Below are 24400 nucleotides of genomic sequence, written 5' to 3'. Positions count from 1 at the left end.
TACCACGCAAGCGACAGTAGAACTTGTTCCCACTCCGCCGAGAGTGAGGAAGATCACATGAGTGACTCCACCATGCCCGACAAGGGATCCAAGGGGTTTTCGCGCCGCGGGTTCATCGCAGGAACAGGTTCCATTCTAGGCGCCATGGCCGTCGCCGGTCGAGCCAACGCGGCGACCGTGCGAAGCGGCGCCGCGTCGAGCGCCGCCACGGCATCCGTCGCCTCCGCGCCGATCACCGACGGGGCCCATGTCCCGGTACTGGTGATCGGCACGGGGTACGGCGGCTCCGTCGCCGCGCTGCGGCTCGCCCAGGCCGGCGTCGACGTACAGATGATCGAGATGGGCATGGCCTGGGACACCCCCGGGCCGGACGGCAAGATCTTCTGCAACACGCTCAACCCCGACCAGCGTTCGTACTGGCTGCGCACCAAGACCAAGGCGCCGCTGAACTACTTCCTCGGGTTCCCGATCGACAGGGACATCCCCAAGTACACCGGCATCCTGGACGCCGAGGACTTCGCGGGCATCACGGTCTACCAGGGCCGCGGCGTCGGCGGCGGTTCGCTGGTCAACGGCGGCATGGCGGTCACGCCCAAGCGCGAGAACTTCGGCGCCGTGCTCCCGTCGGTGGACGCCGACGAGATGTACAACACCTACTACCCGCGGGCCAACGCCGGGCTCGGGGTGGGCCTGATCGACCCGGCCTGGTTCGACACCGTGGACTGCTACCAGTTCGCCCGGGTCGGCCGCAAGCACGCCCAGCGCTCCAACTTCCCCTACGTCTTCGTCCCCGACGTGTACGACTGGGACTACATGAAGCGGGAAGCGGCCGGCACCGCCACCAAGTCGGCGCTGGACGGAGAGATCCTGTACGGCAACAACAACGGCAAGAAGTCCCTCCAGAAGACCTACATCGCGGCCGCGAAGGCCACCGGCAAGGTCTCCATCTCGCCTCTCCACAAGGTCACCACCGTCTCCCCCTCGGCCGGTGGCGGCTACACCGTCGTCATACAGCAGCTCAACACCACCGGTGACCCCGTCGCCACCAAGAGCGTGACCGCGGACAAGGTGTTCTTCGCCGCGGGAAGCGTCGGCACCAGCAAGCTGCTCGTCAAGCTGAAGGCCACCGGCCTGCTGCCGAACCTCAACGACGAGATCGGCAAGGGCTGGGGCGACAACGGCAACGTCATGTGCGGCCGCGCGAACCACATATGGGACCCGACCGGCAAGCTCCAGGCCACCATCCCCTGCGGCGGCATCGACAACTGGGCGGCGGGCGGGGCGTTCGCCGAGGTGGCGCCGCTGCCGACCGGCATCGAGACGTACGCGTCCTTCTACCTGTCGATCACCAAGAACCCCAACCGGGCGCAGTTCACGTACAACGCCGGCACCGGCAATGTGGACCTGGACTGGCAGACGGCTTGGAAGCAGCCGGCCATCGACATGGCCAAGACCATCTTCGACAAGATCAACTCGACGGAGGGGACGATCTACCGGACCGACCTCTTCGGCACCTACAAGATCTGGGGCGACCACCTCACGTACCACCCGCTCGGCGGGGCCATCCTCAACAAGGCCACTGACAACTACGGGCGGCTGCACGGGCACCCGGGCCTGTACGTCATCGACGGAGCGCTGATCCCCGGAAACACCAGCGTCAACCCGTTCGTGACGATCACCGCGCTCGCCGAGCGCAACATCGAGAAGATCATCGCCACGGACCTGTGACCTGGCCGGACGTGGAGAAGGTGCGGGGCCGACCGGACGCCACCGGTCGGCCCCGCACCTTCTCCCCGTTACCGGTCGGCCGGTGGGCCGGGTCACCGACCGGGCAGCATGCAGACGCTGTCGAGGCCGAGCACGTGGTTGAGTCTGCCGAAGGCCAGCCACGAGCCGATGCTCATGCTCAGCTCGACGATCTCGACCTGGGTGTAGCACGCCTTCATCCGCTCCCAGAAGTCCTCGTCGAGACCGTGGTGGTCGAGGGTGTAGCGCTCCGCGTACTCGGCGGCCAGCCGGGTGCGCGCGTCGAAGGCGTCCGTCGTGCGCCACGCGGTGACGGCGTCGGGGAAGTCGTCCTCGACCTTCTCGCCGTCCCGGTCGGTGCGCCAGTCGAGGCAGAAGACGCACCCGTTGATCTGCGCGACGCGCAGCCGGGCGGCCTCGAACTCCCGCAGCCCCAGGGTGGTGTGGGCGTAGACGGAGAGCGAGAAGTTCGCGGCGGCCATGCCGATGCCGGGGACCATGTCGCCCCAGACGTACTCGATCGGGTGCTGCCCCGCGGGGATGTCGATCTGCATGTCGTTCACGGCGGCTTCCTTCGCGGCTGCTTCCTTCGCGGCTGATTGCTGCACGGCTGTTTGCTGCACCGCTGCTTCCTTCACGGCTACTTCCTTCCGAGTTTGCCGACCGCCGGGCGCAGCGGTACGTCGAGCGCGTCGTAGAGGCCGGGCGCGGCGGCCGCGAGCCAGTCGATGGCCCCCACCAGCCGTCCCACGGCGGTGGCGTTGCCGCCCGCCGACCGGTTGTCGCCCTCGTCGGTGCACTCGATGGTGACCTCGATGCGCGGGCGGCCCTCGATGACGACGCGGTGCGCGCCGGAACCGTCGGGGGGCGTGGGCCAGTCGGGGGCGCAGGAGGCGTGGATCCGGGTGACGTGCTCGATGATGATGCGGGGTTCCCCCTCGACGATCCCCTGCACCTGGAAGCGGATGGCGCCCTGGGTGCCGGCCTCGAACTCGCCCATCGTGGCGGTCGTCACCGTCGTGTCGAGCGCGCGCCGCTGCGAGGTCTCGCGGATCTCGTCGAGTTCGACGCCGAGGGCCCGGGCCATCATCCGTATCTGCCCGCCCCACACCATCGTCGGGATCGACGGCATGAGCATCATCGGCTCGAAGTCCATCGGCTGGCCCATGCCGACGAGGAGGCGGACGGAATCCGGCTGGTCGTAGGTGGAGTAGTCGAAGATCTCCTGACAGCGGATCGCGTCGACGGTGGTGCCGAGTCCGCTGATCAGCAGGGGCAGTACGTCGTTGCCCCAGCCGGGGTCGACGCCCGAGGCGAAGAGCGAGCCGCCGCCCTCCGCGACCGCGGCGAGCACCGGATCGCGGAATTCGGGCGGGGCGCTGCGGTGGTCGTAGAGCGGGTAGAGGGCGGGGCTGACGACGACGGCCCCGGACCGGACCGCCCGGACGATGTCGTCGAGGGCGTCGTCGGGGCGGACGTCGCCGGAGGCGGCGTACACGACGGCGCGGTGTCCGGCGGCCAGGACGGCGGCGACGTCGTCGGTCGCCGGGACCCCGAGTGCGTGGGGGAGCCCGGCGAGTTCGCCCGCGTCGCGGCCGACCTTGCCGGGGTTGTGGACGAGTACTGCGGCGAGTGTGAGGGCCGGATGGGCCTCGACGGCACGGATGGCCGCGCGGCCGACGTTGCCGGTACCCCAGACAACCGTGGAAATCATGCGCGGAGGGTAGCGAGCGGGCCTGCAGGTTCCTAGGGCCACGACCCCGAAAACTAGAACCGGATTCAGTCTTGGGGCGTCGCGTCCCCGTTGCCGTTGCCGTTGCGGGTACGGCTACGGGCGCGGCGTCCGGCGGCGAGGGTCGCGCCCGCCACCAGGGTGAGGGCGAGCACCGCGCCGAGCACGAGCAGCAGGTTGCGCCCGTACGGCAGGGGCAGGGCCGACGGGTTGGGCGGCGCGCCGGGGCGCAGCAGCAGCGGGAGGGTGACCATGACGAGCACTCCCCCGGTGAGCAGGGCCCCGCGTACGAGGCCCCGCGCGGCGGCGGACCAGCCCGCGGCCCGGGCCCCGGCGGCCAGGAGCAGGCCGACCCCGAGGACCAGCGGGGCGATGATCCCGTCGTGCAGGACGAGCCCGCCGCCGAGCCAGATCGCCACGTCCAGCGGGTCGGGCAGCGCGATGACCTGCCGGATCCCGACGGCGATCAGCAGCAGTCCGAGCCCCCCGAGCAGGTACCGGGCGGTGCGGGCGGTCATCAGAGCACCTCCAGCAGGGTGACCCACTTGGTCTGGAGCACCCCGGGCCGGTTCGGCGCGATGATCCGGGCCGGGAAGCCGTGGTCGGGCGAGAGTTCCTCGCCGTTCAGGGTCAGGGCGAGCAGGGTCAGCGGGTCCCGGGCGTACTCGCGCCCCATCTCCATCACCCGGTACGCGCCGCCCCGTTCCAGCGAGGTGACCCGGACGGCCGAGCCGGGCGGCGCCCCGGCCCGGTCCAGCAGGTCCCGGATCCGTACGCCGCCCCACTGTGCCTCCACGCTCCAGCCCTCGACGCAGGAGATGGGCAGCCGGGCCACCGTCTGTGGCAGCGCCAGGAGTTGAGCGTGCGTCAGGCTGTACGGCACGGCCCCCCGCACCTCCAGCCGCCAGTCCCGCAGCATCCCGGCATCCACCCCGGCGGCGGCCGCCGTGCGGTTGATGGGCAGGCCCTGCGGCCCGTGCCCGGGGTGGCGGGGAGCGAGCAGGTCGAGGCGCGCGAGCGGGGTGAAGGACTGGCCGACGGTGGTCAGGGTGACGGCGCCGACCGCCGCACCGAGTCCGAGCATCAGCGCCCGCCGGTCCGGCCCGTCCTGGGCGGGAAGTTCAAGGGTGCCCGGCGACCGGCTGCTCCAATGGGCCCTGATCTCGGGTGCTTTGACAGCGATGTGCAGCAGGATCGACCCGGCGGCCACCCAGGCGACGGCGAAGTGCACGGGCACGAAGGAGAACGGCCAGGGATACCACTCGACGATGTTGAGCAGCCCGCTGAACAGCTCGAAGACGGCGGACGCGACGAGCAGCGCCACCGAGAGCCGCTCCAGCGCGTGCCGCACCGACCGCACCGGCGGCCAGACGAACAGCCGCGGATAGACCGCCCACAGTTTGACCAGGAGCAGCACGATGGCGGCGAGCCCGCTGCCCACGTGCAGCCCCTGGCTGAGCCGGTACCCCCACACGGGACGGCTCGGCAGCGAGTTCGCCGCCCAGGAGGGCGGGTGCTGGAGGTAGTGGCTGATCAGCCCGGTCACGAAGCACACGGCGAAGGCGGTGCCGAGCCACCGGCCGACGGCGGTGGCGGTACGGGCGTCGTGCAGGCGGCCGGAGAACGAGGGCGGCTTCGGGCGCGGCAGGGAAACCCGGCGCCGGGTCGGTGCGGTCATGCCTTCCATCAGAGCGGCACGGGCCGCCGGACGGGGGTTTCGACACCTTACGAAACGCGGACACCGGGCCCCGCCGCCCCCGCCCCGGCCCCCCGCGCTGCGAGGCTGGCCCCATGCCCCGCCCCAGCCCCCGCACCGCCCGCACGCCCCTCGCCATCACCCTGATCACCACCCTCCTCATCGCGCTCGTATTCATCCTCACCATCACGATCCGCAAGGACGCCTACTTCACCGACCAGGCGGCCCTGACCTGGGGATACGGCGCCGCCTGGCTCCTCTTCGCGGTGGCCGTGGGGGTCCTGCGCGCGGTGCCCGCCCGGTGGGTCGTCCCCCTGGTGCTGGCCGGCGCGGTCGCCGTGGCCGCCACCGGCCTGGTGGCGCCGCCGCGCACCAGTACCGACTCCTTCCGGTACGCCTGGGACGGGCGGGTACAGGCCGCCGGGATCTCTCCCTACGACCACGCCCCGGCCGATCCCGCACTGCTGCGGCTGCGCGACGACTGGCTGTTCCCGCAGGGGGCCGCCGCCTGCGCCGGCCCGGACCGGGCGGCGGTCTCCGACGGGGTGTGCACCCGTATCAACAGGCCCCGGGTGCACACGATCTACCCGCCCGTGGCGGAGGCCTACTTCCTCCTCGTCCACGCCCTCTCCCCGCCCGGCGTCCGGCACAAGGCCCTCCAGCTCGGCGGGGCCCTGCTCGCGGTGGGCGTGACGTGGTTCCTGCTGCTGATCCTGCGCCGCCGGGGCGGGGACCCGCGCGGCGCCGCCTACTGGGCCTGGTGCCCGGCGGTCCCGGTCGAGGCGGTGAACAACGCGCACGCCGACGTCCTCGCGGTGCTGCTCTCGGTGGCCGCGCTGGGCCTGGTGACCCGCCGACGCGCCCTGGGCGGAGCCCTGTTCGGCCTGGCCGTCGCGGCGAAGATGCTGCCCGCCGTACTGCTCCCGGGCGCCCTGTCCGGCGTACGCCGTTGGCGCGACGCGGCGTCCCTGCTGCTCCCCACGGCCGGGGTGGTGGCCCTGACGTACCTGCCGTACGTCCTGACCTCCAGCTCCTCCGTCTTCGGCTACCTCGGCGGGTACGCCGAGGAGGAGGGCTACGACGACCCCGCCGCCAGTCGGCGCTACGCCCTGCTGCGCCTCGTCCTCCCGGACTCCTGGTGCCTGCCGGCCGTGGCCGTGGTCCTCCTCGCGGTGGTCGTCCACGTCTGGCGCCGCGGCGACCCGGCCCGCCCCTGGCACGGCTCCCTGCTGGTCACGGGCACCGCGTTCCTCCTGCTCACCCCGGGCTACTCCTGGTACGCCCTGCTGCTGATCGCCCTGGTCGCCCTGGACGGCCGCTGGGAATGGCTCCCGACCGCCGCGGCGGGCGCCGCGGCCTACCTCGCCTCCTCCCCCGCCGCCACCGTCCTGTCCCCCACCACCACCGCCACCACGTCCTACGCCATCGCCGCCACCACAGCCCTGACGGCCACGGCGGTGCGGTACCTACGGGCCCGAAGCCGGGCCCGAAGCGGCGGATCCGTCGTCACATCGCCCGACCGCGCTCTCGCAGCGGAGCCTCGGCACTGAACCTCTCGAACAGTTCCGAGAGCCGGTCGAAGGAGGGCCGGGACGCCGTTCCGTCGTCCGGGCCGTCGGGAAGGCGGTCCCAGGGAACGGCGGGAGCGGCATCGGCGTCCGCGATCCAGGCCGCCAGGGCATCGTGATCGACCGGATCCTGGGGTGCGATCACGTCGTACATCAGGGTGCCGGCCGCCGTGTTCACCGCCGTGCACAGCGCGTTGACCCGGTCGCCCAGGCGGGTGGCACCGGAGTCGGCGAGCCCCTTCAACACGCGGACCATCGCCAACGCGGTGGGCTTGTGGTCGATCACGTCCAACCGCAGAGCCGTGTTGATCATGTCCTGGTTTCCGCAGGCGATCTCGACGGGTCGGTAGTCGTGCCCGTCACGGAACATCTCCGCCGCCCACCACAAACGGGCGAAAGCCTGGGTGTGGTGGGGCCCTGCGAACCTCGGAGGGCTGACTTTGGCCACCGATCCGTCCTTCCCCTCACCCCCGGCGAGGTGCCGCCACAGGACGTGGTCCGGCGCGACCGCCAGAGCGAGGAAGTTCCACAGTTCGGGGCGCGCCGCCTCGGCACGCGTCATGCGCAGCGTGGCGTGCAGCCGGGGGGCGAGCCAGGCGTCCGCGGCGGCGCGTTCGTCGGCGAACCGGTGCGCGGCCTCGTCGAAGAGTTCCGTGAGCGGCGCGGTGTCCCAGCGCGCGGACGCGTCGTCGATCGGGACGCTCGCACGCAGGATCGCCACCCGCGGCAGCCTTTCCCGTCCCGCCCGCACTGCGCCGGTCAGGAACCCGGACACCGTCGCGGCCGGCAGCAGGGCCAGACGTTCGGGACCCTCGCTCTCGTACCGGATCATCGGATCGAGCCCTCCTGTGCACGCGAGACGGCACGAATCGCCGACGTCAGGTTCTTGGGCACCTGGCCCCGACGCGAAGCCGCGTACTGGATCCGGGACTGGAGTTCGGCCCAACCGTCGCCTTCCTCACGCCGGTTGTATGCCTCGCTCAGCGCATCCGAGATCGGCATTCCCGGCAGGATCTCGGGGAGCATGACACGGAGCACGGACTCCCGCCACCCACCCGGGAGTTGCGGAGCCCCGTCCTCATCGATCTCCAATTCGCCCAGGGCGGAGTGGAACATCACCGACCAGGCCTCACCGACCAGCTGCGCGGCCACCAGACCGGCCGCGGCCTTCTCCAGCGGGCCGCGCGCGCCCTTGAGCAGCTCCGTGAAACCCTCGAAAGAGGTGTTCAGCAGAACGACGGGCATGTCTCCCGTGGTGTCGATGAACCACGGCGCCTCCTTGTACGGCCGCAGCCACGCGCGGGGGCCGTCGCGGAAGTCCTCCTCCACGATCTCCAACTCGCGCTCGCGGGCCGTCGAGCGGGCGAGGAAGTCGATGATCCACGGTGTGTCTCCGGCCCCGATGACGCGGCCGTCGACACCTCCGTGGGTGCCCACCACGAACACCTCGAGCACGGCGCGCACCAGGTGCGCGGAGCGGCGCACGCGCATCTCACCGCGCCAGTGGGTGTCGTTGCGACTCCGCTGGAGGCGGCTCACCACGCGGGTGTTGGTGGCCCGCTCGGTCAGGACCGCGACACATCCGACCCCTGCCCAGGGACCGTCGGCCAGCTCCTCTTGGGGCAGCGAGACTTCCAGTTCGAGGAAGCCTTCCACCCAGTCGTCGCGTTCGATCTGGTGGAAGGCGACCACCCGTTCCTGCTGGGAGATCAGGGACAGGTGCAGCGACCTCCCGTCGATGGTCGCCTGTCGCACGGACACGTCGACGCTGCCCACGAGGGTCGGGTAGGGGTAGACGGTGTTCACGCGGAGCCCTCCCGTGCCTGCTGGATGTCCACGACCACGCCCGCCATCGTCGCGGAGACCGGATGGCTGCCGACCTCGGTGACCCCACCGAAGCGGACGGTCCGGACATCGGGGGCCACCACGAGGGTGCCGTCCACCACGGCGCAGTTCTCCTTGCCTGTGAGTTCGGCCCATTGGAGCGTGGGGCGACTGCCGGAGCGCACGTCGAACTTGGCCACGGGCACCAGGCGCCACGGGTCGTCCCGCCGCGGGACGGACACGGTCACATCCAGCGTCCAGGCCCCGGCGGCGTCCACTCGCCCGACGACGCGGTCGACGACCGGGTAGCCCTGCATACGGCGGCCCGCGCCCACCGCGGGGGCGTCCAGACGCAGCATGCTCCGCAGGACTTCCGGACCGAGAGCGTCGCCGCGGGCGACACCGCGCCCGACGACACCGCGCAGGGCGGTGTCCATGCGGGTGTTCAGGTCCGTGAGTCGTCGGGGTGCGTTGGGATAGAGGGCGGTGAGTTCCTCCGTCGCCCCCCATCGATCGTGCTCAGGTGGCTCCGCGGCCCTGAGGAACGCCTCGGCCGCACGCGCCTCCGGGCCGTCGTCACCCGTGGCGAACCCCGCGAGCAGCACCGCCTGGAACGGGTCGATCCCGAGCCCGAGGCCCCTCGGGCGTCGGGTCGTGACCGTCATACGGGTGCCTCGCATGCAGACGATCCGGCTGTGCTCCTCGTCCGTGTCCGACGCCGGGGTGACCAGGAGCACCGCACGGTGGGCGGCGGGCGCGGCGCCGCGCCCGGCCGATCGCGGCGCCGGGACGTCGAATCGCACCTCCGCCGCGGCCACCTGATCGGCGGCCGTCAGCTCGGCGACGGTCTCGCCGTCGAGGTGCGCACGGAAGGCGCGGGCCAGCGCCGGGTGGTGATCGTGCGGGTCGACCCGGCGCTCGGCGACGAGGGTCTCCTCGTTGCGCAGGGCCCGTACGGAGGCCTCCAGCATCGGCGGTGTGGATCCGCCCGAGGTCATGGCCGCCCAGAAGTTGTCCGCGAGGGCCGCGCTCAGGACCTGGTGCATGTCCTCCAGGGTGTCGCTGCCGCCGGCCGCGTCGTGGGCACCCACCACGAGGAAAGAGGTGCCGGGGTCGTCGCCGTCACGGTCGAGTCGCAAGGCCGCGACATCGCGCTCGTCGGCCCACCAGGACCGGGAGACGCTCTCGCGTTCCTTCTCCGTGTCCGGTTCCCCCAGCCAGGCGGGTCCGGCGTAGGCGATCCCCTCGACCTCGCGCCACGGCAGGTCCAACCGCCCGATCACACGGCGCGCGGTCCGCCCCTCGTGGTTCTCCGACAGGGTGCTGTTGATCAACACCAGGCCCAGCCGGCTGGCCGCCCAGAGAGTGGCCTTGCCCAGGCCGAACGAGCCACCCGCCCGGTCGTTCCGCTTGTGACTGTCCAGCTGGCGGCGCACCACCGCCGCGAACCGCCCGTCACCGTACTCAGGGCCGGTGAGCCCGGCGGCGTTGTAGTCGTCCACGCGTAGGAGCAGCAACGACGACTCCTCGCGCAGCGCCCGCAGCCCTTCGGTCAGGATCCGCCCGACCTTCTGCCGGGATTCCGCCGCCGCCTCGTAGTGGGGTTTCAACTCGTTCCACTTCAGTGCCGCGAGGAACGTGCTGAGGGTCTCCCCCGTCAGCTCCTGCAAGGTGAAACGGACACGCACCGGGCGCGTGGGGTCCAAACGCTCGTCGAGGGAGTTCTGAACCGCCTCGCGCGCGAGCACGGCCAGACTCGCCTCGAAGGCGAAGGCCGCGGCGTTGCCGTACTCCCGTCCACCGTCCCGGTGGGCGAGACGGTGGTGCCATGTGATCGGCTGTGCGGACCCGGCGTCGGTGTCCCGGTCGACCACGGTGGCGACGTCGGTACGGAGGATCTCCGCGATCCTGGGCATCAGCTCGGCCCGCGGCTGCGCCCGGCCGGTGACCCAGGCGGACACCGCTGCCCGCGTCAGGCCCAGCCGCTTCCCGAACTCGGCCTGCGACAGATCGTTGCGCCGCAACTGGCGCCCGAGCCAGGCGCCGAAATCCTCGCCGTCCTCCATCGTCTCCTCTTCCTTGCGGGTCCTGCGTATACGGGGGACCCTACCAGGGGGATTTGACGTGAGGGCAGTCGTCAAACGGTAAATTTGACGCCGCGTCGGTTGCGCGCCAGCACCTGTCGGGATGGAAAAAACGTCCCGCCCCCTTGGAACCAAGAACCACTGGACGGACCGTCAGAAACTCTGCAAGGCTGTGCAACAGCACATCGCACCGTGCCGAACTCCGGATGCAACGGATCGGCCACAGCTCTGTCTTGAGCCAGGACCAGGCACAACCCTGGCTGTCACGCGGCGTTTTTCAGCACAGACCCGTCCCGCACCACAGGCCTGCTTGCTCTCGGGAGACCCTTCATGTCCATGAACAGCGACGAAGAAGCCCGTTTCATCCAGCTCTATCTGCGTACGTCCGACAACCTGAAGCCCGCCGTCCGTCGCGCGCACCGCATCCGCATCGGACACCTCAACCGCCTGCTGCGCGAGGTGGAGCACCGCACCCCGACCGCGGTCCGGCGGACCACCCGCACCCCCGCCAGCCGTCCGGCGAACCGGCACGACCGCCGTCGTCCCCGCGTCCGCACGGCGCACTCGACGCTCCCGGTGATCAAGACGATCACCGTCACCTTCACCATCGAACTGGGCTGATCCGTACGCACGTCCGCCCGGGCACTCGCACGTTCCGTGGGGCCGGCATGCCCAATCGCCGGCCGGCCCCCACGCACCCGCATGACATCGGTTCGGATCTCCTCGAGACAGGTACTCCATGACTGACCGGCAGTTCGCCGACCCCTCGCACTCCGCCGTGATCGACACCGTGCTGCGCCAGTCCGCAGTTGTGCTGCAGACGTACAAGGTCGACCCCGGCCTGGTACAGGAGCATGCCAACGGCGAACGTCGCATCACGTCGGGCGGGTACGGCGAACGCCAGCTCTTCGAACTCGTCCAGAACGCCGCGGACGAGATCGCCGCGACCCCGGGCGGCAAGCTGCACGTCGTCCTCACGGACCGGTACTTGTACTGCGCGAACGAGGGCTCCCCCGTCACCCCCGACGGCGCCGAGACGATCCTGCGCATGAGCGTCTCCCGCAAGCGCGGTGGTCAGATCGGCCGCTTCGGTGTCGGCGTCAAGTCCGTGCTGTCCGTCAGCGACATGCCACAGTTCTTCAGTCTCAGCGGCAGCTTCGGCTTCGACCGCGACTGGTCGGCAGCGGAGATCGCGCACGCCCTCGGCGTGGACGACGGCGTCGACATGGACACGCCCGTCCTGCGCATGGCCCGCCCCCTGGACGTCGAGCAGGAGCGAGAGGACGACTCCGAACTCGACAGGCTGCTGCGTTGGGCGACGACCGTGGTCCGTCTCCCCCTGCTGCCCGGCGCCGCGGAACGGCTCGCCCGTGACATCAACGGGCACAAGAGCCGGGACGGGCGGGAGACGGACGCGTTCCCCTCCCACTTCCAGCTGTTCTCGTCCCACGTCGGCGAGGTGCTCCTGCACGACGAACGCAAGCGCCCCCCGGTCCGGCGGGAGATCTCCGTCGAGCCCGACGGCGTGAACCGCACCCTGCGCGAGGTGGCCCGCGGTGCCAAGCAGACGGTCGAGCAGTGGAAGGTGTTCTCCGTCGCGCACGCGCCCACCGCCGAGGTCGAGGCCAGCGCGGGCGAGCTGCACAACCGCCCCGAACTCGACATCTCCTGGGCCGTGCCCGAGTACAGCGTCCGCGGCGGACTGCACACCGTACCCGTCGGAAAGGGCGCCTTCTGGGCCTTCTTCCCGACGAAGTACGAGGTGTCGCTGACGGGCATCCTGAACGCGCCGTGGAAGACGAACGAGGACCGCCAGCACCTCCTGGACGGCACCCCGTTCAACCTGGAACTGCTGCGCGTGGCGGCCCGGTTGGTCGTGGACACCCTCCCCGCCCTCGTGCCCGCGGAGGACCCCGCCGCCTACCTTCCGCTGCTCCCGGGCCGTACGAAGGAGAAGCTCAACTGGGCGGACGACTACTTCCTCCGGCAGGTCTGGGCTTTCGCCGCCGAACAGCCCTCCCTGCCGGACCAGGACGGCACGTTGCAACGGCCCAAGGAGTTGTTCGTCCACCCGGCTCAGCTCGACACCGAGTGGCTGGACATCTGGTCGGGCTACCCGGGGCGCCCCGCCGGATGGGTCCATCCCTCGGTCGACGCGGATGCCGGCAAGCTGCGTCGCGGCAAGATGAACCACATCCTGGAAGCCGCGGGCAAGAAGCCGGAGTCCGTCAAGGACTGGCTCGAAGCGCTGGTGTCCGACGGCACCCCCGAGGCGTCGTGCCACGCCATCGAGATCCTGTCCTCCATGGTGATCAAGGACCAGTCCAACCGTCTGCGCACCGACTCGGACATCACCGCCGAGGCCCGCCGGGCCAGGATCGTCCTCACCGCGAACGGCGAGATGATGGCGCCCGTCGCCGGTGAGATCTTCCACCGGACGGCGGCCGACAGTCTGCGCGACGACATGGACTACGTCGACACACGGATCTCCGAGCGTCCGGAGATGGCCCGCCATCTTCACAACATCGGGATCCGTGTCGCCGACGCTCAAGGCCGTTTCGAGGGCGTACTCGACCAGGGGTTCGCCCACTACGACAACGAGGCGTGGTCCAACTTCTGGCTGCTGCTGCGCAGTGCGGGCGGCAACGCCCAGGTCGATCGCATCCGGGCGAAGGTGACGAAGCCGCTGGAGATCCTGCGGGTGCGTACGCTCGACGGGCACTACCGCGCCATGCGCGACTGCCTGCTGCCGGGGCCGGTGGTCCCCGCCGACGGCAGTCGTGACACCTCGATCACCGTGGACCTCGGCTTCCACGACGGTGACCGTCCGGTCTTCCGCGACCTCGGACTGGGCGACCGTCCGACACCCGGCCACCGGCCGGACCGCGAATGGTGGTTCGACGAATACAAGCAGAGCATCCACGAACGTCATCTGCGCCGGTTGGCCCCCAACGCCCCCCGCCCGAACATCTCCCGACTGACCATGGAGGGCGCGGCGACCGCGGGCCCCCTGCACCTGCTCCCCAAGCTGTCCGAAGAAGGTCGTGCGGCCTTCGTCGCGCAGCTGCCGGAGACCGGAGTGGTGGAGAACTGGAGCGGCCGGTACGGCGTGTCGGCCAACTCCCGCGAGGCGATCGTCTCCCCTCTGCGCTGGATGGTCGCCAAGCACGGCCTGGTACGGACGACCCTCGGACTGACCCGCGTCGCGGATGCCGTCGGGCCCCAGCTCAAGGAATACGGCACCATCCTCCCGGTCTCGGAGATCGACCCCGTGGTCGCCAAGAAGCTGCGCATGGCGACCACTCCGGAGGAGGTGCCGGCATCCCGCTGGGGCAAACTCCTCGACCGCGTCCTGGTGAGCGAGGACGACACCTACATCGGTCGCGCGTACGCCCTCCTCCTGCGGGTCTCGTTCGAGTTTCCCGAGGACGTGAGCACGCGCTGCCGGGTGGGAGACGTCTGGGAGACCCGCTCCGACGACGAGATCGCCGTCGCCACCAACATCACGGACTTCAACGAACTCGTCCGCGAGCGACTGCCCGCGATCCTGGTCGCCGACAAGGCGGACGCGGCCGCCGCGAAGGCGATGGTCGACGAATGGGGCATGCTCAAGGTCTCGGACGTGATCTCGAAGGAGATCCGCCACGTCAAGGCCGGTCCGGCCGTACCGCTGTTCGACGAGTTCCCCACCGTCCGCACCCGGATCGGCAACACGGGTACGTCGCTCAAGATCCAGAAGTGCTCGGAACTCGAACAGATCGTGCGCACGACCATGGGTGTCAAGCCGAACCCGCTCAAAGCCACGCGCAAGGGGCAGACTCTCTACGTTCTCGATTCGCTCGACCGCCTCCAGGTCCTGCGCGCCGCGGACGAGGAGTTCAAGTGGGGCTTCGACACGAAGGGGTGCGAGCAGGCGCTCGCGCTCCAGGACCGTCAGGCGCAGGACCAGAAGCTCCAGGCCAAGCTCCGGGCGGTACGGGAGAGCGAGAGCATCATCGACAAGATCGCTCTTCTCATCGGCGAGGAGGCGCTGCGCGGCGAGCTGCCCCCGGGGCTCATGGCGAGCGAGCTCAACGAGCAGGGAACCGAGCCCGACGCGCGTCGCGTCGCGGAGATGGCCTTCAACGCACACGGCGAGTCCATCCTCCGCGTGCACGCCCGCGACCTCTCCCTTGAGTTCCCGACCCGGGCCCCCAGCAGCTTCACCGGGAACGACAAAGCGCTCAGGTTCGTCACCGACCTCGGCTTCCCCGACTCCTTCGCCGGCGCCCGGGTCCCGGCGCTGGAACCCCGCTTCGAGGTCGACGGCCCGTCCGAGTTCCCCGCCCTGCACCCGTACCAGGAACAGCTGGCCCAGACCCTGCTCGCTCTGCTGGAAAACCCGGTGCCCCAGCGTGGCATGCTCAGTCTGCCCACCGGCAGCGGCAAGACACGGGTGACGGCGGAGGGCGTCATCCGCTGGATCCGTGACCGCGAGACGCTGCCCGGTCCCGTGCTGTGGATCGCGCAGACCGAGGAGCTGTGCGAACAGGCCGTGCAGAGCTGGCGGTTCGTGTGGGCCAAGGTCGGCCCCCAACTTCCCCTCGTCATCACCCGGTTGTGGTCGTCGAACGAGGCGACCCCGGTGAACGGCCGCCCTCATCTGATCGTCGCCACCGACGCCAAGCTCGAACGGTGCCTCGGTTCGGAGGAATACACCTGGCTGCGCGAGAGTGCCTCCCTCGTCATCGTCGACGAGGCGCACACCGCGATGTCGCCCCGCTACACGGAACTGCTCTCCCATCTGGATCTGACCCATCACAAGACGAGCCGGCATCTCATCGGACTGACCGCCACCCCGTACCGCAACGACAAGGAACTGACGCGGCTGCTCGTGCAGCGCTTCGGCAGTCGACTCGACACGGGCGTGTTCGAGGGGGATCTCTCGGACGCCATCCGCCAGTTGCAGGACATCGGCGTCCTGGCCCGGGTCCGCCACCGGGAGCTGGATGGTGGTCGGCTCGTCCTGACGCCCGACGAACTCGCCCGGTCCGAACGGTTCTCCACCCTGCCCAAGGGCGCGGAACAGCGACTCGCCGACGACCACGACCGCAACCAACGGATCATCGACGAGATCACCGGCATGCCCGCGGACTGGCCCGTGCTCGTCTTCGCCACGTCGGTCGCCCACGCCAAGTTCCTCGCGGCGAAACTCGGTGACCGCGACATCAAGGCCGCCGCGATCGACGCGGCCACACCGACCGCCGAGCGTCGCAAGCGGATCGAGGACTTCCGGAAAGGTCGGATCCAGGTGCTCACGAACTACGGCGTGCTCACCCAGGGCTTCGACGCACCGGCCACCCGCGCGGTCGTCGTCACCCGCCCGACGTACAGCCCGAACATCTACCAGCAGATGATCGGGCGTGGCCTGCGCGGACCGAGGAACGGCGGCAAGGACACCTGCCTGATCCTCAACGTCCGTGACAACATCACCAACTTCGGCGAGAGCCTCGCCTTCACCGAGTTCGAGTACCTGTGGGGTGAGGACCGATGACCTCACCCGTTCTGGCTGAACACCGCCTCACCACCGAACAGCGGTCCGTGGTGGACCAGCCGTGGGACGCCCGTGTGCTCGTCACCGCCGGCGCCGGCGCCGGCAAGACCCACACGCTGGTGCGACGGCTCGATGCCCTCGTCGGGCGGGAGGAGTTGGAGGCCGGAGAGATCCTCGTGCTCAGCTTCTCGCGTGCCGCGGTGCGCGAGCTGACCGAGCGGATCGAACGGTACGCCGGCGCCGCACGCCGGGTCCGGGCCCAGACCTTCGACTCGTGGGCCTCGTCCCTGCTGAACCGCGCTTATCCCGACACGGACTGGAGCGCGTACACCTTCGACGAGCGCATCGAATCCGCCACCGACGCCATCGACCGGGGTGCGGTCGAGGTGGGTGAGCAGGGCGCGCCGGCCCATGTGGTCATCGACGAGGTCCAGGACCTCGTCGGGGTCCGCCGGGACATGGTCGAGTCGCTGCTCGACCGGTTCCAGGAGAACAGCGGCTTCACCGTCGTCGGTGACGCGGCGCAGGCGGTCTACGGGTTCCAGGTGTCCGACCCGGATCAGCGCGCGGAGGAGACGAACAGGTTCCTCGACTGGGTACGGGCGAGTTTCGGCGAGGACCTGATCGAACTGCACCTGGAGGACAACTTCCGCGCCCGCACCGAGGCGGCCCGGGTCGCCCTGCCGTTCGGTGTGCCCCTTCAGCGTCTGCCCCGTGACCCGGCCGAGGCTGCGAGCGAGGCGGAGCGGATCCACGGCGACCTGCGGGCGCGGCTCCTGGATGCGCCGAACTTCGGCAGCCTGGAGGACGAGTACGTACGTGCCTCACTACGGGACTACCCCGGCAGTACCGCCGTGTTGTGCCGGGACAACGGCCAGGCCCTGACGCTCTCCGGACTGCTTTCCGACGCCGAGGTCCCGCACACGTTGCAACGCTCCGCGAGGGAACGCTCGGCGCCTCCGTGGATGACGGGCCTGCTCGCCTCGACGGACGCCTCTGTGCTGGGCCGGGAGCGCTTCGACGAACTGCTGACGGACCTGCGCCTGCCGGCCGACGTCTCGCCCGAGTCACTGTGGCGCTCCATCCGGAAGGTCGCCCGCGGACCCCGCGCCTCGATCGACGTCACTGCCTTGCACCGCGCCGTGGCCGAAGGCCGGCTGCCCGACGAACTGACCGCACCGCAGGCCTCGCCCCTGGTCGTCTCCACCGTGCACCGCGCGAAGGGCCTCGAATTCGACCGGGTGCTGCTGGTCGAACCGAGCCTGCTCAAGGAGCCTCGACGGGTGGTGAAGAAGCGGTACGACTACGATCCCGCCGCCGAGGCCCGCCTGCTCTACGTGGCCATGACCCGTGCCCGGGACGATCTGTACCTGTTCGACGCGCCCAATTGCTGGATGGTGCGCAAGGACCGCCGGCTCGATCGCTGGTACCTCGGCGGGCGCAGCACGTGGGCCCGCAACGGGATCGAGTCGCTCGCCCGGGACGTGTGCCACGAGCAACCTCCGGGGGTGGAGGACGTCGGGACGGACCCGGCTGCGTTGCTGACACATCTGCGGGACGGCGTCACTCCTGGTGCCCCGGCCGAATTGCTGCTCCTCCACGGCATCCCGGTCGCGGCCGACCAGTCACCGCCGTACGCGGTGGTGGTCGACGGGCGTCGGGTCGCCGTGGTGTCGGAGCGGTTCCGCACCGATCTGCACCGCTTGCTGCGACGCACGGTCCACTCCCCGGTGGACCGGTGGCCGCCGTTGATCACAGGGCTGCGCATCGACGGGGTGGAGAGCGTCGCGGGCACCCCGGCGGCGACGGAGCGGGCCGGTCTCGGCCCGCACGGAGTGTGGTTGGCGCCGCGGCTGTGCGGCCTGGGGCGATTCGACTGGAACGAGCACGAGGCATCCGGCCACGCCGGGAGCGAGGGGGAGGAAGCATGAACGATTCACGCCACGCGGCCCACTATCGGGTTCGGGATTCCCTCGTGGAATCACTGCGCACGGACCTCTTGGGACCTGTGGGGGGCGAAGAGGAGATCCTCCAGGACGACGCGCCGATCACCGTGTATCCGGTCGGTGTGCTGTTCCCCCGCCCGAAGCCACAGGACGAGGCGGCGGAGCTGCCGGAGCCCCAGGCCGCACAGGACGGACAGGACACCCCGTCCGTACCCGCTCGGGGCGGTCGTGAGGAGGATGTCACCGATCTCGGGGTCTCCCTGGCCCACGTACGCATGCCGTCCTCGCTCGGACTGACCTTCGCCGTCGATCCCACCGTGTCCCGTCGCATCCGCTTCACCGTCCGGGCCGCCGTCTACCTTCCGCAGGATCCGGCCGGAAACCCGGTGGCCGCGCGACGCACCGAGGCGCGCAGCACCAAGGCCCAGGACGAGCACTGGCGTCGTGTGCCGCTCCGCCCGGAACCCGTCGTCGTGGACGTGACCGTGCCGGGCTCCCTCCCTCCCGTCACACTGCACGAACCTGGCCTGGAATTGCGGGTGTTGGTCCGCCCCCCGACAGCGTCGGACGGTTCGGTCTCCGTGACGGCCACCGTCGTCAACAGCCTCCAGGTCGGCATGTACGACCTGCGGGACGCCCACTGCTTCTACCAGCCGGTGATGGAGGTGACCGCGGAGGAGTCGGGCCTGGCGCCCTTCGTGGCACGCCGCACCGGCTCTCGCGCGGTCGATCCGGAGCAGGCCCTCAGTCGCCTGCTGCACCGGCACGCGCCGAGCTTCGCCACGGGTCACGGCTGCGCCGCGGCCTGGGACTGGACCCCGTCCGCTCTGGGCGCAACGAGCGTCGACCGGGCGGCCGTGGCAGCCCTGCGGACCGAGTTCGTACCGTCGCACGAGGTGCTCCTGACCGATTCCAACCCCGGAATCGAGGATGACGCCCTCACCATGCGCGAACTGGGCAGCGCCCCGGCCGAGCGGGTGGTGGAAGCCCTGAGCCGCCTGCTGGACGGCTACCAGGAGTGGATCACCGCGCGGGAGGCGCAAGCGGCCGGACTCGCGGGCACGGAGCACGAGGAGACGGCCCGGGAGCAGCTGCGGTTGTGTGCGCGTGCGCTGACCCGGATGCGGGCGGGGGTGGCACTGTTGGCGGACCGCGACCGGCCGGAGATCCTCCGGGCATTCCAGCTGGCGAACAGCGCCATGGCCGACCAGCGGGCCAGGACCTCGTGGATCAAGGCCGGGAAGCCGGACGCACCCGATCCGGGCGCGGGGAGGTGGCGTCCGTTCCAGGTGTCGTTCGTCCTGTTGTGCCTGGCGGGGATCGTGGATCCCGGGCACGAGGACCGCGAGGTGTCGGACCTGTTGTGGTTCCCGACCGGTGGCGGCAAGACGGAGGCCTACCTGGGCCTGATCGCCTTCACCACCTTCTTGCGGCGTCTGCGTGACGGAGCGGCAGGGGCGGGGGTGACCGTGCTCATGCGCTACACCCTGCGTCTCCTCACCCTCCAGCAGTTCGAGCGCGCCGCGGCCCTGATCTGTGCCATGGAGCGCCTGCGTGCGGCGGATCCCGACGCTCTAGGACAGGAGGAGATCTCCATCGGCATGTGGGTGGGACGGTCGGCGACGCCCAACACACTGGAGGTCGCCGCGGCCAAGCTCGTCGAACTCCAGGCGAATCCGCTGAAGTCGATCCAGACGGAGAATCCCGTACAGCTGCGCAACTGTCCGTGGTGCGGCGAGTCGTTGACGCCGTCCGACTACGCCGTCGATCCGGACGCGGTACGGATGCGCATCCGCTGCCCCGCACCCTCCTGCGATTTCCATTCCGGCCTGCCGGTGCACCTCGTCGACGAGGCCGTCTACCACGCCCGCCCCACCTTGGTCATCGCCACCGTCGACAAGTTCGCGTCCATGCCCTGGCGTCCCGCGACGGCCGCACTGTTCAACCGGGACCGTTTCGACGGCACCCGTCCCCCCGAACTGATCGTGCAGGACGAACTGCACCTGATCTCGGGACCGCTCGGCACACTGACGGGTCTCTACGAGACGGCCGTGGACGCCCTCGCGGGCCGTCCGAAGGTCATCGCCTCGACGGCGACCATCCGCCGGGCCGACGAGCAGGGAACCCGACTCTTCGCGCGCGACGTGCACCAGTTCCCGCCCGCGGGGCTGGACTCCCGCGACACGTGGTTCTCGGTGGAGACTCCCCGTGAGGGCAAGGCGACGCGTCGCTACGTCGGCCTGCTCACGTCGAGCACCAGCCAGTCGACCCTGCTGATCCGCGTGTACGCGTCCCTCCTGCACCGCGCCATGGCCTGTGACGCACCACCGGAGGTGAAGGACGCCTACTGGACCCTGGTCGGGTACTTCAACAGCCTGCGCCTGCTGTCCTCGGCGGAACTCCAGGTGCTCGACGACGTCCACGACCGCCTGGAGCACCTGGCGGCCCGCGACGGCGTCAAGTCACGACGCGCCGACGCGGTGCGGGAGTTGAGCAGCCGGGTGAATGCCGGTGACATCTCCAAGCGACTCAAGGAGATGGAGCGCTCCCTGCCTTCCGGCGACGTCCTGGACGTCCTCCTCGCCACCAACATGATCTCCGTCGGCGTGGACGTCGACCGTCTCGGATTGATGGCGGTCATGGGCCAGCCACAGACGACCGCCGAGTACATCCAGGCGACGAGCCGCGTCGGCCGTCAACACCCGGGGCTGGTCGCCGTGATGCTCAACTCCACCCGCTCACGCGACCGTTCGCACTACGAGGACTTCCAACACTTCCACTCCGCCCTCTACCGCGAGGTCGAGTCCACGAGCGTGACGCCCTTCTCGCTGCGGGCACGCGACCGGGGCCTGCACGGCGTGATCGTGGCGTTGGCCCGGCTCCTGCTCCCCGCCGCCCGTCCGAACGAGGCGGCCGCGGACATCGAGGACTTCGTGGACGAACTGGAGTCACGCGTACGCCCGATCCTTCTGGACCGTGTCCGCGGTGTCGAACCCGACGAACTCGACGCCACCACTCGCGCCTTCGACGGGTTCGTCACCGAGTGGCGGGACCAGGCCGCGGTCCGGCCGAACCTCGTCTACGAGGCGGGACGCGCCAGCCGGGCCCCCGCCCTCCTGCACGGCTACGACGAGGCCTCGTTGGGCACCCCCGGGCGGGCGACCCTGTGGAGCCTGCGCGACGTCGACGCCTCGTCCACCTTCTTCGAGGAGCGCTGATCCATGACTCTCCCCACTCCCCGCACCCGACGTCGCGGAGTCCCCGCCGACCCGATCGCCACGGCGCGCCGCATCGGCGAGGTGCGACGCGCGCAGCTCGTCACCACCTACGGCGTGGGCGCCGTGATCGCGGTGGACAACGAGTCGTTCCTCATCCGCGGCATCGACTCGTGGAACATCGATGATGCCCCTGTTGTCCAAGAGCGCCGACTGGCCCGGAAGTTGAAGGTCAAGAACTTCCGACTTCCACCGGCCACCGATCCCGACATGGCGAGGGACGGCGTGCGGGCGACCCGCTTCCCTCTCATGTACTCGTGCCCCGATTGCCGCACTCTCCAGCCGTTCCGCAAGTTCAATCCACCCGCCGGCAAGGCCGAGTGCTCGACCTGCCAGGAGAGCCTCGTCCCGTCCCGTTTTGTCATGGCCTGCGCCCGCGGCCATCTTGAGGACTTCCCGTACTGGAAGTGGGTGCACCGCAGCACCGATCGCACCGGTGGCGCGAGTTGTGGCGGCGAACTCCGTTTTCACTCCGACGGGACGACCGCCTCGCTGCGCGCCGTGCGCGTCGGGTGCAGCTGCGGCGCTCCCGAGGTGTCCATGGAGGGGTCGTTCCGGCGGCAGGCCCTCAGGGAACTCGGCATCGGCTGCGGTGGCCGCCGCCCGTGGCTGAAGGACGCGCCGGCCGAGAGCTGCACCGAACCGCCGCGGACGCTCCAGCGCGGTTCCTCCTCCGTGTGGTTCCCCGTCATGCACTCGGCCCTGTCGATCCCGCCGTGGAGCGAAGGCATCTACAAGATCACCGCGGATGTCTATGAGGATCTCAAGGACGAGACCCCGGAGGACATCCGCACCTATCTGCGGATGGCCAAGACCCTCGCGTCCCACCCCCAGTACACCGCCGACGAGGTGATCGCCTGCATCGAGCACTGGCGGACGCAGGATTCGGAGCCGGAGACGGACGACTTCCACGCCGAGCTGTACCGGGACGAATACGACAGCCTGCGCCGACCGTACCCCGAGCGGAGCGACGCCCTCGATCAGGATTTCGTCTGCGAGGCCCCCACCGAGTCCATCGAGCCGTTGCGCGACGCGCACGGTCTGGCACAGGTCATGCTGCTCAAGCGGTTGCGCGAGGTGCGCGCCCTCCAGTCGTTCCGCCGGGTGGAGGAACCGAGTCCGGCGGACTCCCACCTTCGCCGTTCGGCGATCTCGCTGACCAAGCCGACCTGGCTTCCCGCCTTCCAGGTGCGCGGTGAAGGCGTGTTCATCCGCTTGGACGACGAGCGACTGCGGGCGTGGGAGGAACACCCCGGGCAGATCGCCCGAGCCGGCCGGATCCGGCTGAACCACGAACAGCTGCTGCGCCGCCGCATCGGCGACTCGGGCAAGCCCGTTCCCCGGTCGCAGGCCACACCGCGCTTCGTACTCCTGCACACCCTCGCCCACGTTCTGATCAACGAGTGGAGTCTGGACGGTGGATATCCGGCGGCCGCCCTCCGAGAGCGGCTCTACTCGGACGACGAGATGGCGGGCATTTTGATCTACACGGCCACGAGCGACTCGGCCGGCAGCCTCGGCGGCATCGTCGCCCAAGGCGATCCGGGACGCCTCGACGCCACCCTGCGGTCGGCCCTGCACCGGGCCGGTTGGTGCTCCAACGATCCGCTGTGCATGGAGTCCGAGGCGAGCGGCGCCGACGGCCTGAACCTCGCCGCCTGCCACACCTGCGTCCTGCTTCCGGAGACCAGCTGCGAGAACAACAACATTCTGCTGGACCGCGCCACCCTGCTCGGTTCACCGGACGCGCGGGTGCCCGGTTTCTTCACCCTGTGACACCCACGCTCAGAGCCAGCCGTTGCGGCGGAAGCCTCGGTGGATGGCGAAGCAGGACGCGGCCATGAGCAGCAGGACGGCCGGGTAGCCGTAGGTCCAGTGCAGTTCCGGCATGTGGTCGAAGTTCATGCCGTAGATGCCGCAGACCATGGTGGGGACGGCGACGATCGCCGCCCAGGCCGTGATCTTGCGCATGTCCTCGTTCTGGGCGACGGTCACCTGGGCCAGGTGGGCCTGCAGGATCGAGTCGAGCAGGGCCTCGTAGGCGGCGATCTGGTCGGTGGTCCGGGACAGGTTGTCGGCCACGTCGCGGAAGTACGGGCGGATGTCTGCGGGGACGGCCGGCATCGGCTCGGTGCCGAGGCGGTGGAGCGGGCGGTCCAGCGGGGCCACCGCCCGGCGCAGTTCCAGGAGTTCGCGCTTGAGCTGGTAGATGCGGCCCGCGTCGCCCCGGCCGCTGTATTCGCTGAACACGGTGCTCTCGACGGAGTCGATGTCGCTCTGGACCGAGTCGGTGACGCAGAGGTACTCCTCGACCGCGTGGTCCACCATGGCGTGCAGGACCGCCGCCGGGCCCTTGGCGAGCTGCTCGGGGTCGTGTTCCAGGGCCTCGCGCAGCGGGCCGAGGGAGCCGTGGCCCCCGTGCCGGACGGTGATCACGAAGTCGGTGCCGACGAAGGCCATCAGTTCGCCGGTGTCGACCACCTCGCTGCTCTCGGTCAGCCGCTCGTGCTCGACGTAGCGGACCGTCTTGAGGACGGCGAAGAGGGTGTCGTCGTAGCGCTGCACCTTGGGCCGCTGGTGCGCGTGGACGGCGTCCTCCACGGCCAGCGGGTGCAGGCCGAAGAGCGTGGCGAGGCCGGCGAGTTCCCGCTGGTCCGGCTCGTGCAGGCCGATCCAGACGAAGCCCTCGCCGTTCTTGCGGACCCGGCGCAGCGCCTCCCCGGCGTCGGCGCAGTCCTCCTGGCGCAGGCCGCCCCGGTAGACCACGCAGTTGACCACCGCGCTGCCCAGCGGGGACCTGGCCGGGTGGCTGAGGTCCACGGTGCGCCGGTAGCCACGGCGCACGGCCTTGCGCAGGCTGCTCATGCGCAGGCTGCTGAACATCGACACGGTTCGTACTCCTCTTCGGCGGATCGCCAGACAGTGTCGCACCGCCGCTGCCCCCGTCGCCGCACTGGTGGGCCCCCGGCCGGCGCGCGCAGGAGGCCGCGTACCGT

At 70.3% G+C, this 24400-nt stretch carries 15 protein-coding genes; 7 read left to right on the top strand and 8 right to left on the bottom strand.

The features are described from left to right. Positions 1–57 precede the first annotated feature (57 nt). Positions 58–1728 (top strand): GMC oxidoreductase, encoded by a 1671-nt coding sequence (locus OHS33_RS30780; RefSeq protein ID WP_330333674.1) that lies wholly within the window; start codon positions 58–60, stop codon positions 1726–1728. A gap of 92 nt (positions 1729–1820) precedes the next feature. On the opposite strand, the gene OHS33_RS30775 is transcribed toward OHS33_RS30780, so the two are convergent. The 4 genes from OHS33_RS30775 to OHS33_RS30760 form a co-directional block, all read right to left on the bottom strand. Further along, entirely contained in the window at positions 1821–2300 is a 480-nt protein-coding gene (locus tag OHS33_RS30775) for a carboxymuconolactone decarboxylase family protein (protein WP_330335272.1), read from the bottom strand. Positions 2301–2386: 86 nt separating this feature from the next. After that, positions 2387–3460 carry an NAD(P)H-dependent amine dehydrogenase family protein gene (locus OHS33_RS30770; protein WP_330333673.1) on the bottom strand — a complete coding sequence of 358 codons (1074 nt, stop codon included), beginning with the start codon at positions 3458–3460 and terminating at the stop codon, positions 2387–2389. Positions 3461–3525: 65 nt separating this feature from the next. Then, entirely contained in the window at positions 3526–3996 is a 471-nt protein-coding gene (locus tag OHS33_RS30765) for a hypothetical protein (protein WP_330333672.1), read from the bottom strand. After that, entirely contained in the window at positions 3996–5156 is a 1161-nt protein-coding gene (locus OHS33_RS30760) for a molybdopterin-dependent oxidoreductase (protein WP_330333671.1), read from the bottom strand. Before OHS33_RS30760 ends, OHS33_RS30765 begins: the two co-directional genes overlap by 1 nt. A gap of 113 nt (positions 5157–5269) precedes the next feature. On the opposite strand from OHS33_RS30760, the gene OHS33_RS30755 reads away from it, so the two are divergent. After that, positions 5270–6724: a glycosyltransferase family 87 protein gene (locus OHS33_RS30755; protein WP_330333670.1), complete on the top strand. Its 1455-nt coding sequence runs from the start codon at positions 5270–5272 to the stop codon at positions 6722–6724. Here OHS33_RS30755 and OHS33_RS30750 read toward each other — a convergent pair. Genes OHS33_RS30750 through OHS33_RS30740 form a run of 3 tightly spaced genes read right to left on the bottom strand, consistent with a single transcriptional unit; the run spans position 6681 to position 10632 of the window. After that, entirely contained in the window at positions 6681–7574 is an 894-nt protein-coding gene (locus OHS33_RS30750; protein WP_330333669.1) for a DUF6339 family protein, read from the bottom strand. The genes OHS33_RS30755 and OHS33_RS30750 overlap by 44 nt on opposite strands. Then, a complete protein-coding gene (locus tag OHS33_RS30745) occupies positions 7571–8548 on the bottom strand; it encodes a hypothetical protein (protein ID WP_330333668.1) in 978 nt (325 codons plus the stop codon). Before OHS33_RS30745 ends, OHS33_RS30750 begins: the two co-directional genes overlap by 4 nt. Continuing rightward, complete coding sequence (locus OHS33_RS30740) at positions 8545–10632, bottom strand: helix-turn-helix transcriptional regulator (protein WP_330333667.1); 2088 nt, start codon at positions 10630–10632, stop codon at positions 8545–8547. Before OHS33_RS30740 ends, OHS33_RS30745 begins: the two co-directional genes overlap by 4 nt. 348 nt (positions 10633–10980) lie before the next feature. Between OHS33_RS30740 and OHS33_RS30735 the strand changes: the two genes are divergently transcribed. The 5 genes from OHS33_RS30735 (at position 10981) to OHS33_RS30715 (ending at position 23180) form a co-directional block, all read left to right on the top strand. After that, positions 10981–11271, top strand: a complete 291-nt coding sequence (locus OHS33_RS30735) for a hypothetical protein (protein WP_330333666.1) — start codon at positions 10981–10983, stop codon at positions 11269–11271. 118 nt (positions 11272–11389) lie between these two features. Further along, positions 11390–16183: a DEAD/DEAH box helicase gene (locus OHS33_RS30730; protein WP_330333665.1), complete on the top strand. Its 4794-nt coding sequence runs from the start codon at positions 11390–11392 to the stop codon at positions 16181–16183. Beyond that, complete coding sequence (locus OHS33_RS30725; protein WP_330333664.1) at positions 16180–18114, top strand: UvrD-helicase domain-containing protein; 1935 nt, start codon at positions 16180–16182, stop codon at positions 18112–18114. Before OHS33_RS30730 ends, OHS33_RS30725 begins: the two co-directional genes overlap by 4 nt. Continuing rightward, the gene (locus OHS33_RS30720) at positions 18111–21347 is read left to right on the top strand and encodes a helicase-related protein (protein ID WP_330333663.1); all 3237 of its coding nucleotides are present in this window, start codon (positions 18111–18113) and stop codon (positions 21345–21347) included. Before OHS33_RS30725 ends, OHS33_RS30720 begins: the two co-directional genes overlap by 4 nt. 3 nt (positions 21348–21350) lie before the next feature. Continuing rightward, positions 21351–23180, top strand: coding sequence for a DUF1998 domain-containing protein (locus OHS33_RS30715; RefSeq protein ID WP_330333662.1), 1830 nt, complete (start codon positions 21351–21353; stop codon positions 23178–23180). 9 nt (positions 23181–23189) lie between these two features. On the opposite strand, the gene OHS33_RS30710 is transcribed toward OHS33_RS30715, so the two are convergent. Then, on the bottom strand, positions 23190–24287 hold the full coding sequence (locus OHS33_RS30710) for a magnesium and cobalt transport protein CorA (RefSeq protein ID WP_330335271.1): 1098 nt from the start codon (positions 24285–24287) through the stop codon (positions 23190–23192). Positions 24288–24400: the final 113 nt, after the last annotated feature.

The sequence above is a fragment of the Streptomyces sp. NBC_00536 genome, from assembly GCF_036346295.1.
Classification (GTDB): Bacteria; Actinomycetota; Actinomycetes; order Streptomycetales; family Streptomycetaceae; genus Streptomyces.
Note: the sequence above shows the minus strand (reverse complement) of the source record. Positions and strands in the feature narration are given on the sequence as shown.

Bases quoted from the DNA above. Each gene is read 5' to 3' on its own strand.
- OHS33_RS30720 (WP_330333663.1), top strand. From the start codon at position 18,111: ATGAACGATTCACGCCACGCGGCCCACTATCGGGTTCGGGATTCCCTC.
- OHS33_RS30730 (WP_330333665.1), top strand. From the start codon at position 11,390: ATGACTGACCGGCAGTTCGCCGACCCCTCGCACTCCGCCGTGATCGAC.
- OHS33_RS30715 (WP_330333662.1), top strand. From the start codon at position 21,351: ATGACTCTCCCCACTCCCCGCACCCGACGTCGCGGAGTCCCCGCCGAC.
- OHS33_RS30725 (WP_330333664.1), top strand. From the start codon at position 16,180: ATGACCTCACCCGTTCTGGCTGAACACCGCCTCACCACCGAACAGCGG.
- OHS33_RS30775 (WP_330335272.1), bottom strand. From the start codon at position 2,300: ATGCAGATCGACATCCCCGCGGGGCAGCACCCGATCGAGTACGTCTGG.
- OHS33_RS30755 (WP_330333670.1), top strand. From the start codon at position 5,270: ATGCCCCGCCCCAGCCCCCGCACCGCCCGCACGCCCCTCGCCATCACC.
- OHS33_RS30710 (WP_330335271.1), bottom strand. From the start codon at position 24,287: ATGTTCAGCAGCCTGCGCATGAGCAGCCTGCGCAAGGCCGTGCGCCGT.
- OHS33_RS30770 (WP_330333673.1), bottom strand. From the start codon at position 3,460: ATGATTTCCACGGTTGTCTGGGGTACCGGCAACGTCGGCCGCGCGGCC.
- OHS33_RS30760 (WP_330333671.1), bottom strand. From the start codon at position 5,156: ATGACCGCACCGACCCGGCGCCGGGTTTCCCTGCCGCGCCCGAAGCCG.
- OHS33_RS30780 (WP_330333674.1), top strand. From the start codon at position 58: ATGAGTGACTCCACCATGCCCGACAAGGGATCCAAGGGGTTTTCGCGC.
- OHS33_RS30750 (WP_330333669.1), bottom strand. From the start codon at position 7,574: ATGATCCGGTACGAGAGCGAGGGTCCCGAACGTCTGGCCCTGCTGCCG.
- OHS33_RS30740 (WP_330333667.1), bottom strand. From the start codon at position 10,632: ATGGAGGACGGCGAGGATTTCGGCGCCTGGCTCGGGCGCCAGTTGCGG.
- OHS33_RS30735 (WP_330333666.1), top strand. From the start codon at position 10,981: ATGTCCATGAACAGCGACGAAGAAGCCCGTTTCATCCAGCTCTATCTG.
- OHS33_RS30765 (WP_330333672.1), bottom strand. From the start codon at position 3,996: ATGACCGCCCGCACCGCCCGGTACCTGCTCGGGGGGCTCGGACTGCTG.